Below are 10,356 nucleotides of genomic sequence, written 5' to 3'. Positions count from 1 at the left end.
GTCGAGGTTCTGGTAGCTCCTGCACAGCTCGCGCACGACGGGACGGCAGCGTCGTGCCGAGCATGAGCATGATGTCGGGCAGCGCCTTGGCGGTGAGCGCGTAGTCGCGGACGATGGCGTCGTGGTCCACGCCGAGCAGGTCGAGGATCAGCGCGACGACGATGCCGGTGCGGTCCTTCCCGGCGGCGCAGTGCACGAGTGCCGGCTGGCCGTCGGCGATCTCCGCGACGACCCCGGCGAACCAGGCGGTCCTGTGCTGGAGCAGTCCCAGGTACAGGTCGCCCAGGTCCAGGTCGGGCGGCAGCGCCGCGAGCCAGGTGGGGGAGCCACCGGAGTAGCCGGCGCCGAGTGGCGCGTGCCTGACGGCGCCGCCCAGGACGGGCGCCCAGTCTGCGGAGGCGCGCTCGTCGTCGCCGCGCAGGTCGGCGATCAGCCGCAGCCCCGCCACCAGCTTCGCGTCCTCAAAGGTGAGCGTGTGCGGCTGCGCGGAGCGGTAGAGCACGCCGGGGCGCAGAGCGGTCTCCGCCGCGACGTCCCGGAGGTTCAGCAGAGGCATAGAAGAAAGATGCCTCCGGCTTCGCGGCTTGCATGTGGACGTCAGGTGAATCTTGTGACATCTTCGGGCTTGCCTGGCGGGATCCTCGGCGAGCCTACGCGCGTTCCGCGGTGTCTCCGACGTACCTTTGGCATCATGGCCACCCGTACGCCGAAAAGCGCATCGAAGGGGCCGGCGAAGCGGTCGACCTCGTCTCGCTCGACCCCCGCCAAGCGCGGGGCCTCGTCGGCGGGGCGTCCCAGGGCGGCCTCCGGCCGCAAGCCTTCGATGACCCACCAGGACCCGATCAGCTGGGTCTTCACGATGATCGGCAAGCTGATCGTCGGGCTGTGGATGCTGCTCGCCAACGGCATCGGCAGCACGGCTCGCGCGCTGGGCAAGAACGCCCGCGAGCTGGATCCCGTGCACCGGCGCGACGGGGTGGGCCTGACGGTGCTCGCGGGCGCGATCGTGCTGGCGGCCATGACGTGGCGCAACGCCGACGGGGCGGTCTCCAGCGTGGTGAACGCGACCGTGCACGGCGTGTTCGGCTCGCTGGCGTGGGCGCTGCCGCTGTTGCTCGGCCTGCTGGCCTGGCGCTACCTGCGCCACCCCGACCAGAACGCCGACACCGGGCGCATGGTGATCGGGTGGGCCGCGCTGCTGGTCGGCGTGCTGGGCGTCATCCACGTGGCCAACGGCACCCCCTACCCGGCCGGCGAGGGCCAGGGCATGGACAAGGTGTCGGCGGCCGGGGGCATGATCGGGTTCATAGTGTCGGCGCCGCCGATGAGCATCCTGCCGCCGTGGATCACGATCCCGCTGCTGCTGCTCCTGTCCGGGTTCGGCGTGCTGGTGATCACCGCCACCCCCGTGCACCGGATCCCGGAGCGGCTCGCCGAGCTCAGGCACATGTTGTTCGAGCGGCAGGCCGAGTCCGGGCCTCGGGAGCCGGGCAAGAAGCGGGTCAGGACCGCCAAGAAGCCTCCCGAGGGGGGAGGCGACACGGTCAAGCCGTACGACACGCCGGTTCTGTCGGACAAGACCGACAAGAGGAACGACCACTCGCCGGAGATCGTGCCGGGGCTGACGGACGAGGAGGAGACGCCCGCTCCCGAGGCGGACAGGAGGCCGGAGCCGCCGCAGCCGACCCCCGCGCCGCGCAAGGTGGAGCAGCTCGTGCTGTCGCCGCAGGCGGGGCCGTACAGCCTGCCGGACCTGCAGTTCCTCAAGCCGGGCACGCTGCCCAAGCCGCAGACCAAGGCCAACACCACCGTGGTGAACGCGCTCACCAGCGTGCTCGAGCAGTTCACCATCGACGCGCAGGTGATCGGGTTCACCCGGGGGCCGACCGTGACCCGGTACGAGATCGAGCTGGGGCCCGCGGTCAAGGTGGAGAAGGTCACGGCGCTCACCAAGAACATCGCGTACGCCGTCAAGTCGGCCGATGTCCGGATTTTGTCGCCCATCCCCGGCAAGTCGGCGATCGGGGTCGAGATCCCGAACGCCGACAAGGACCTGGTGGCCCTGGGTGACGTGCTGCGTGCCCAGGTGGCGCAGGCCGACCACCACCCCATGATCGTTGGCCTGGGCAAAGACGTCGAGGGCCGCACCATCGTCGCGAACCTCGCCAAGATGCCCCACCTGCTCATCGCGGGCGCCACCGGCGCCGGCAAGTCGGTCTGCGTGAACGGGCTGATCACCAGCATCCTGATGCGGGCCACGCCCGACGAGGTCCGGATGGTGCTGGTGGACCCCAAGCGGGTCGAGCTCAGCGTGTACGAGGGCATTCCCCACCTGATCACGCCCATCATCACCAACCCGAAGAAGGCCGCTGAGGCCCTCGAATGGGTCGTGGGCGAGATGGACCGGCGCTACGACGACCTGGCCGCGTCGGGGTTCAGGCACGTCGACGAGTTCAACAAGGCCGTGCGGGCGGGCAAGCTGCAGCCGCCGCCCGGCAGCGAGCGGGTCTACCAGCCGTACCCGTACCTGCTGGTGATCGTGGACGAGCTGGCCGACCTGATGATGGTGGCCCCGCGCGACGTCGAGGACTCGATCGTGCGCATCACGCAGCTCGCCCGCGCCGCGGGCATCCACCTCGTGATCGCCACCCAGCGGCCGTCGGTCGACGTGGTCACCGGCCTGATCAAGGCGAACGTGCCGTCCAGGCTCGCGTTCGCCGTGTCGAGCCTCACCGACTCGCGGGTCATCCTCGACCAGCCGGGCGCCGACAAGCTGGTCGGCCAGGGCGACGCGCTGTTCCTGCCGATGGGCGCGAGCAAGCCCATCCGCATCCAGAACGCGTTCGTCTCCGAGAAGGAGATCGCCGAGATCGTCGGGCACTGCAAGACGCAGATGCAGGTCGAATACCGCGATGACGTCGCCGCCGCGCCGGTCAAGCGGGAGATCGACGAGGACATCGGCGATGACCTCGACCTGCTGATCCAGGCCGCCGAGCTGATCGTGACCACCCAGTTCGGCTCGACCTCGATGCTGCAGCGCAAGCTGCGGGTCGGCTTCGCCAAGGCGGGGCGGCTGATGGACCTGCTGGAGAGCCGGAACGTGGTCGGCCCGAGCGAGGGTTCGAAGGCGCGAGAGGTGATGGTCAAACCGGACGATCTGCCTGGTTTGCTGGCTGATCTGCGTGGCGAATGACCCCAATGCATCCCTGCGGGGTAGTAACTGGTTGAATGTAAACCACTACGAAATGTGGTGGGTGCCGTGGGGGAGGCGTTCGCTGTGCAGGAGCAGAGCATCGGGGCCATACTGGCGGCGGCCAGGAGGTCGGCGGGGCTGACGGTAGAGCAGGTCAGCGCGGCCACCAAGATTCGTGAGGCGATCATCCATGGCCTGGAGCAGGATGACGACAGCCAATGCGGCGGCGACTTCTATACCAGGGGGCACGTCAAGGCCGTGGCCAAGGCCGTGGGGCTCGATCCTGAGGCCACCGTCCATCTTTACGACCAGCAGCACGGCGGGGCGCCCGCACCGGTGGCGGCCTCGGCCGTGTTCCAGGCCGACCGCAGGATCAACCTGAAGGAGCGGCGGGGGCCCAACTGGTCGATGGCCCTCGGGGTGGCGCTGGCCATCGTGGTGGTCTTCGGCTTGATGCGGGTGCTGGGCGGCGCGAGCGACCAGGTGCGGACGGCCGACGTGCAGGCGGCCTCGGCCCGGCCCAGCGTCCCGCCGAACATGCCGGTCGTCGAGCGGCCCAAGCCCGCGGCGGGCAAGGCAGGTAAGGGCATTGTGACGATCACGATCAAGGCGAAGCGGACGTCGTACGTCCAGGCTCATGACGCCAGGGGACGCAAGCTGTTCGCGGGGACGATGAAGGCGGGAGACACCTCCACGTGGCAGGCAGAAGACAGGGTGAACCTGCTCCTGGCCGACGCGTCAGCCGTCTCCCTGCAGGTCAACGGCAAGAAGGTGGGACGACTCGGCGGCAAGGGAGAGATCGTGCGGCGGTCGTTCGGGCCCGCCAAGCCACCGGCGCGGTAGGCACATGGCGGGAGCCCATGCATCAGGTGGTGGCCAACTCCCGATACCGTAGTGTTCACCATGTCATCCCGCCGAACCGCATCGCTGATCACCCTGGGCTGCGCGCGTAACGAGGTCGACTCCGAGGAGCTGGCCGCGCGACTCGAGGCTGCCGGCTGGCAGCTGGGCGACGACGACCCCGATGTCGTCGTCGTCAACACGTGTGGCTTCATCGACTCAGCCAAGAAAGACTCCATCGACACGCTGCTGGCCGCCGCCGACTCCGGTGTGAAGGTCGTGGCCGCGGGCTGCATGGCCGAGCGCTACGGCAACGAGCTGGCCGAGGCGCTGCCGGAGGCCAGCGCGGTCATCTCGTTCGACGACTACACCGAGATCGGCGACCGCCTCGACGACGTGCTCGCCGGGCGGCCGCTGAAGCCCCACACGCCACGCGACCGCCGCACCTTGCTGCCCATCTCGCCGGTGGACCGTGCCAGCGCGCCCAAGACCAACATCCCGGGCCACGGCGACCTGCCCGAGGGCCTGGCGCCCGCGAGCGGCCCGCGCGTGCTGCGCAAGCGGCTCGACGAGAGCCCCGTGGCCTCCCTCAAGCTGGCCTCCGGCTGCGACAGGCGCTGCACGTTCTGCGCCATCCCGGCCTTCCGCGGCTCATACGTCTCGCGCAAGCCCGACGAGCTGCTGGCGGAGGCCGACTGGCTGGCCCACAGGGGCGTGCGCGAGCTCGTCCTGGTCAGCGAGAACTCCACCTCCTACGGCAAGGACCTGGGCGACCTGCGGGCGCTGGAGAAGCTGCTGCCCGAGCTCGCCGCCATCGAGGGCATCGACAGGGTGCGGGTCAGCTATCTGCAGCCCGCCGAGCTGCGCCCCGGGCTGATCGACGTGCTCACCGGCACCGACGGGGTCGCTCCTTACTTCGACCTGTCCTTCCAGCATGCCAGCGGCGGCGTCCTGCGCAGGATGCGCCGCTTCGGCGACCCGGAGCGCTTCCTGGGGCTGCTCGGGGCCATCCGTGAGCGCGCTCCAGAGGCCGGCGTGCGCTCCAACTTCATCGTGGGCTTCCCCGGAGAGACCGAGGAGGAGTTCGGCGAGCTGGTCGGCTTCCTGGAGGCGGCCAGGCTCGATGTGATCGGTGTGTTCGGCTATTCCGACGAGGACGGCACGGAGGCTGCCGGGCTGCCGGGCAAGCTCGAGCAGGAGGCCGTCGACGAGCGCGTGCGCGTGCTCACCGAGCTGGCCGAGGAGCTGACCGCCCAGCGCGCGGAGGAGCGCATAGGCACCGAGGTCGACGTGCTGATCGACGACGACCTGGGCGACGGCGGCTACGAAGGCAGGGCCGCGCACCAGGGCCCGGAGGTCGACGGCTCCGTCACGGTGCAGGGCATCGGCCTGGTCAAGGGGCAGATCGTGCGTGCGGTCGTGGTCGACGCCGAGGGCGTCGATCTGATCGCGCGTATCAAGGCCAGTCCATGAAAAGGGACGAGCGCCGGGTGGTGAGCCCGTGGAACATCGCCAACGTCCTCACGGTCCTCCGGTTGGCGCTCGTCCCCTTCTTCGTTGTCTGCCTCTTCCTGCCGGGCACGGGCTGGCGGGTGACCGCGCTCGGGGTCTTCGCGGTGGCCTCGATCACCGACCACCTCGACGGGGAGCTGGCCAGGCGTTACGGCCTCATCACCGACTTCGGCAAGATCGCTGACCCGATCGCCGACAAGGCGCTCACCGGTGCGGCCCTGGTCTGCCTGTCGATACTCAACGAGCTGCCCTGGTGGGTCACGATCTCGATACTCGGCAGAGAGATCGCCATCACCGTCCTCAGGCTCGTGCTGCTACGGCACGCGGTCATCCCGGCCAGCTACGGCGGCAAGATCAAGACCGTGCTGCTGATCGCCGCGATCGTGCTCTACCTTCTGCCGTGGGTGCCGGGGCCGGTCCGCTGGGTGGTGATGGGGGCGGCGCTGGTCGTCACCGTGGCCACGGGCGTCGACTACTTCGTCAGGGCCTTCAGGCTACGCAAGGTCGCAAAGCAGGCGCGCGGGGAGTGATCGATGGCGGATGTGGCCGAGGTACTGAGCATGCTGGTGAGCCGGTCCGCCACGGTGGCCGTGGCCGAGTCGCTGACCGGAGGGCTCATCGGGGCCGCGATCACATCGGTCTCGGGGTCGTCCAAGGCGTTCAGGGGCGGAGTGATCTCGTACGCCACCGATCTCAAGCACGAGCTGCTGGGGGTGCCGGGCGAGCTGCTGCGGCGTGAGGGGGCCGTACATCCCGACGTGGCCGCGGCCATGGCGGCCGGGGTGGCGCGGCTGTGCGGGGCCACGTACGGGCTGGCCGTGACGGGCGTGGCCGGGCCTGAGCCGCAGGACGGCAAGCCGGTCGGCACCGTGTACGCGGCCGTCTGCGGGCCTGGCGAGACAATTTGGGGCCGCGAATTGAGACTGACGGGATCGCGCGAACGTATCAGGGTAAGGACGGTGGACGAGGCAGTAGATCTACTGTCAGGTGTGCTTAAGGCGAACATAGGGGAACATTCCGGGTGATTACCGTGTTACGTCCCGAGCGAACATGCGATGCACGGTCTGACGCGGTGTCGGTGGATACGGGTACGGTGGAGCTGTGAGTGAGGTCCGTGAGCCAACTGCAAGCACCGAGCGCCCGGCAGGCGGGCCTGATGAGTCGCGACTGGCGGTCCAGGGCCGGCGACGCCCGATGATGACGGCGAGGAGTATGTACGAACCTAAGAAGACCAATGTGCGGCACGAACCGATCGCGCGGGGCGTGGTGAAGTCCGCGCCGGGGAGGGAGCGACAGATGATTCTGCTGCGTCAGCTGCTCGGCGACGTGCTGAGGCGGTTGAGGGTGCGGCAGGGACGCACGCTACGCGAGGTGTCCACGCAGGCGCGTGTCTCGCTCGGCTACTTGTCCGAGGTCGAGCGCGGCCAGAAGGAGGCCTCGTCCGAGTTGCTGGCGTCGATTTGCGGCGCACTCGAAGTGCCCCTTTCGCAGGTGTTGCGTGAGGTTTCCGACCAGTTCGCGCTGGCGGAGCTCCAGGCTGCCCCTGTGCTGGCCGACGTGCCCGACCACGAGCGGCTGCCTCTTACGGAGACGGTCTCCGGGTCGATTTCCGACTCTGTGTTCCCCGAAGTCAAGGACATGGTGGCTGCCTAGCTCGGCTGGCAGCCGGCACACCACAGGATCAGCCGCTCCTGTGGCTGCGCTCCCATCTCCCCGCGGCTGATGCGGGTGCCGCATCGGCGACAGGGCTTCCCCGCCCTGCCGTAGACCCACGTCTGGTTCGCCGGGCGGCGATCACCTGTGGTCACCGTGCCCGCATGACCCTTGTTCGCGTCCAGCAGTCGCTGGGCCAGTGACACGAGCCCGTTGAGATCCTCGATCTCCCCGACCTTCTTCCACGGCCAGATCCCGCGCAGGAACAGGGTCTCGGCGCGATAAATCGTGCCGATCCCCGCCAGGTTGCGCTGATCGAGCAGCGCCTCCCCGATGGTCCTGTCGGGCGCCCCTCGCAGCCTTCGCACGGCCTCATCCGGGTCCCAGTCCGGGCCGAGCAGATCCGGCCCCAGATGGCCGACCAGACGCCCCTCGTCGCCTGTCCTGACGAGATCCACCATTCCCAGCCTGACCCCCACCGCCTGCCACTGCTGGTTGGCCAGGACCAGCCTGACCTGGTCGCCCGGTGCGGTCCGGCGTCCCACCGGCATGATTTGCCAGCTCCCGTCCATGCGCAGGTGGGTGTGCACGGTCAGGTCGCCTTCGACGCGGGTGAGCAGGTGCTTGCCCCTGGATACCGTGGTGATGACCGTACGGCCCGCGAGGTCGGCGGTGGCGTGCCTGGGCACGCGGAAGTCCGACCTGGTGAGCACGCGCCCGTCCAGCGCGCCTCGCAGGCGGGTGGCCGTGCGGTAGACGGCGTCTCCTTCGGGCATCTCTCCAGTTTAGGAACGCGGTCCAGGGGCCGTCCGGTGGGTTGCCGGGGCTCGCCGTGCTGGTCGCGATCGGGGTGACGCTGCCCGATCTGCCTGCGGCCGTTGCCCGGAGTCTCGGGCGGCTCTCAGTCCCAGGCGGCGGGGTCGGCGGCGAGCTGGCGGACGCGCTCTGGCAGTGCCCCCGAGGCGACCTGCTCGAGCGTTACTTCCTCCAGGATGGAGCGCTCGGTGGCGCGCAGCGCGATCCACACCTGCTGCAACGACTCGGCGGGCCCCCGGTAGCCGACGTGCTCGGGGCGCTCGCCGCGCACGTTGGCCAGCGGGCCGTCCACGGCCCTGATCACATCGGCCAGCGAGATGTCGGCAGCGGGCCTGGCCAGCACGTAACCGCCCTCGGGCCCCCGCTGTCCGCGCACGAGCCCGGCCCGGCGCATCTGCAGCAGAATGTTTTCCAGGTATTTGGGCGGCATGTCCTGTTCTTTGGCGAGCTCGCCCACGGTAGTCGGGCCTGCACCGGCTGCGGCGAGTTCGGCGGCGGCACGGAGGGCGTAGTCGACACGAGCGGAGAGGCGCATGTTCTCGATTATCCCCCCTGGTCAACACTGGTTAGGCGCAAGTTCGTCAGAACGGGCACGGGATCCGAATCCACCCGATGGTAGGAGCGCTAAACTTCCAACAACCTTTTCTGATTAGACGGTGGGATTCAGCGTGGAGCGACGCCCTGGTGTGCCCAGATTGCTCAGGGAGATCAATGACCGGGCCGCGCTGGAGCTGTTGCTGGCCACCGGCCCCATGACGCGCGGTCAGATCGGCGATCTGACCGGCCTGTCCAAGGTCACGGCCTCGCAGACGCTGGCCAGGCTGGAGGAGCGCGGCCTGGTCGAGGTGGTCGGCGCCCAGGCGGGCGGCCGCGGGCCCAACGCGGCCCTCTATTCGGTGATCCCCTCTAGTGCGTACGTGGCCGGCCTGGAGGTCGGGCCCGAGCTGATCTCCACCGCGGTCGCCGACATCCACGGCCACACGATCGCCGAGGTCACCGTCGACCCCGGCGGCCACGACGACCCGGTCTCCGTGGTCCACGGCGCGATCGTCAAGGCCTGCCGCAGCGCCAAGGTCAGCCTGTCCAAGCTGCGCGGCGTCGTGATCGGCACGCCGGGCGTGGTCGATCCGCGCAGCGGCGACGTGCGCTTCTCGTTCGACCTGCCCGGCTGGCACGAGGGCATCCACGAGGCCCTGGCGGGCGACCTGCGGCGCGAGGTGACCATCGAGAACGACGTCAACCTCGCCGCCATCGCCGAGCACGCCGATGGGGCGGCCAAGGGGCTCGACGACTTCGTGCTGCTGTGGTCGAGCCGCGGTCTGGGCCTGGCGATCATGCTCGGTGGCAAGCTGCACCGGGGGCGGTCCGGCAGCGCGGGGGAGATCGGCTACCTGCCGGTGCCCGGCGTGCCGCTGCCCGAGGACATCCGTACGTCGCCCGGGCGGCTGCCGTCGCTGGCGGGCGGCCTGCAGTCGCTGGTCAGCGCCGAGGCGGTGGCCGAGCTGGCCCAAACGTACGGCTTCGCGGCCGGCAGCGCGGGTGAGTGCGTCAAGGTCGCGATGGCCGCGGGCGCCGAGGGCGAGCCGCTGCTCGACGAGATCGCCAACCGGCTCGCCCTGGGCGTCGCCGCGGTGTGCGTGGTCCTCGACCCCGGGCTGGTGGTGCTGGCCGGTGAGGTGGGCCACGCGGGCGGCCCCGCGCTCACGTCCCGGGTGGAGGAGGCCGTGGCCCGGATCTGCCCGGTGCGCCCCCAGGTCGTCACCACGAAGGTGACCGACAGGAATCCGGTGCTGCGCGGCGCCGTACTGGCCGCACTCGACGAGGCCCGCGAGGAACTGCTCGTCTCCTAGGCGGTGCCCTAAGCCGTGAGGAGCTCGACGGCGGCCTGGGCGTTGGCCCTTGCCGCCCCGTACGTCGCGATGTAGGCGGCGCTGCCGGGCCGCCACACCGGCAGCCCCATCTCGATCACCGTCGCGTCGGGGCGGGCCGCCACCAGCGCGGAGACCAGTTCCTGGCTCGCCTGGTGGCGGTGCGCGTCCTTGACCACGACGACCAACGACCGGTTCGCGGCCTTGGCCAGCAGGGCAGGGACGTCGGCGGCCGCGGGCTTGACCCGGACGATCTCGGCGTCCGGCAGCCACGGGCCCACGCCCCACGGCACGTCGCCCACGGCGATCGTCGGCGGGGTGTCCACCTCGATCACCAGGGGTTCGACCAGGGGCTCCGTCTCTCCGGTCAGCCGCACGGCGCGGCGCGCGGCGTGCAGGCCGACCCCGTTCAGCTCGGCGATGGCGGGCGCGGGCGTCCCGAACCAGGCCCGCAGCGCCGCCACCCGCGCCGCC

The 10,356-nt window shown here is 70.0% G+C and carries 10 protein-coding genes and 1 pseudogene; 7 read left to right on the top strand and 4 right to left on the bottom strand.

Features of this window, described 5'->3' with window-relative positions:
• Nucleotides 1-556: tyrosine-protein phosphatase (locus tag AB0J09_RS42750; protein ID WP_360704365.1), on the bottom strand; the 556-nt coding region annotated here is incomplete at its 3' end.
• Nucleotides 557-691: 135 nt separating this feature from the next.
• Here AB0J09_RS42750 and AB0J09_RS42745 point away from each other — a divergent pair.
• The 6 genes from AB0J09_RS42745 (at nt 692) to AB0J09_RS42720 (ending at nt 7,198) form a co-directional block, all read left to right on the top strand.
• A complete protein-coding gene (locus AB0J09_RS42745) occupies nt 692-3,193 on the top strand; it encodes a DNA translocase FtsK (protein ID WP_360704362.1) in 2,502 nt (833 codons plus the stop codon).
• A 66-nt stretch (nt 3,194-3,259) separates the two neighbouring features.
• Nucleotides 3,260-4,036 carry a helix-turn-helix domain-containing protein gene (locus tag AB0J09_RS42740; RefSeq protein WP_360704359.1) on the top strand — a complete coding sequence of 259 codons (777 nt, stop codon included), beginning with the start codon at nt 3,260-3,262 and terminating at the stop codon, nt 4,034-4,036.
• A 60-nt stretch (nt 4,037-4,096) separates the two neighbouring features.
• The gene (rimO, locus tag AB0J09_RS42735; RefSeq protein ID WP_360704356.1) at nt 4,097-5,506 is read left to right on the top strand and encodes a 30S ribosomal protein S12 methylthiotransferase RimO; all 1,410 of its coding nucleotides are present in this window, start codon (nt 4,097-4,099) and stop codon (nt 5,504-5,506) included.
• The gene (pgsA, locus tag AB0J09_RS42730) at nt 5,503-6,075 is read left to right on the top strand and encodes a CDP-diacylglycerol--glycerol-3-phosphate 3-phosphatidyltransferase (protein ID WP_360704353.1); all 573 of its coding nucleotides are present in this window, start codon (nt 5,503-5,505) and stop codon (nt 6,073-6,075) included. Before rimO ends, pgsA begins: the two co-directional genes overlap by 4 nt.
• A 3-nt stretch (nt 6,076-6,078) precedes the next feature.
• The gene (locus AB0J09_RS42725) at nt 6,079-6,570 is read left to right on the top strand and encodes a nicotinamide-nucleotide amidohydrolase family protein (RefSeq protein WP_360704350.1); all 492 of its coding nucleotides are present in this window, start codon (nt 6,079-6,081) and stop codon (nt 6,568-6,570) included.
• A 271-nt stretch (nt 6,571-6,841) separates the two neighbouring features.
• On the top strand, nt 6,842-7,198 hold the full coding sequence (locus AB0J09_RS42720) for a helix-turn-helix transcriptional regulator (protein WP_360704348.1): 357 nt from the start codon (nt 6,842-6,844) through the stop codon (nt 7,196-7,198).
• Here the strand turns inward: AB0J09_RS42720 and AB0J09_RS42715 are convergent.
• Complete coding sequence (locus AB0J09_RS42715) at nt 7,195-7,974, bottom strand: DNA-formamidopyrimidine glycosylase family protein (protein ID WP_360704345.1); 780 nt, start codon at nt 7,972-7,974, stop codon at nt 7,195-7,197. The genes AB0J09_RS42720 and AB0J09_RS42715 overlap by 4 nt on opposite strands.
• Nucleotides 7,975-8,099: 125 nt before the next feature.
• The gene (locus AB0J09_RS42710) at nt 8,100-8,549 is read right to left on the bottom strand and encodes an Rrf2 family transcriptional regulator (RefSeq protein WP_127930774.1); all 450 of its coding nucleotides are present in this window, start codon (nt 8,547-8,549) and stop codon (nt 8,100-8,102) included.
• A gap of 133 nt (nt 8,550-8,682) precedes the next feature.
• Between AB0J09_RS42710 and AB0J09_RS42705 the strand changes: the two genes are divergently transcribed.
• Nucleotides 8,683-9,864, top strand: coding sequence for an ROK family transcriptional regulator (locus tag AB0J09_RS42705; RefSeq protein ID WP_360704341.1), 1,182 nt, complete (start codon nt 8,683-8,685; stop codon nt 9,862-9,864).
• 8 nt (nt 9,865-9,872) lie between these two features.
• Here AB0J09_RS42705 and AB0J09_RS42700 read toward each other — a convergent pair.
• Nucleotides 9,873-10,356: pseudogene (locus AB0J09_RS42700) on the bottom strand (glycoside hydrolase family 3 protein); the annotation flags it as partial.

This window comes from Nonomuraea sp. NPDC049784 (assembly GCF_040659615.1).
Taxonomy (GTDB): domain Bacteria; phylum Actinomycetota; class Actinomycetes; order Streptosporangiales; family Streptosporangiaceae; genus Nonomuraea.
The sequence above is the reverse complement of the archived record's forward strand: the minus strand, read 5'-3'. Positions and strand labels throughout refer to the sequence as shown.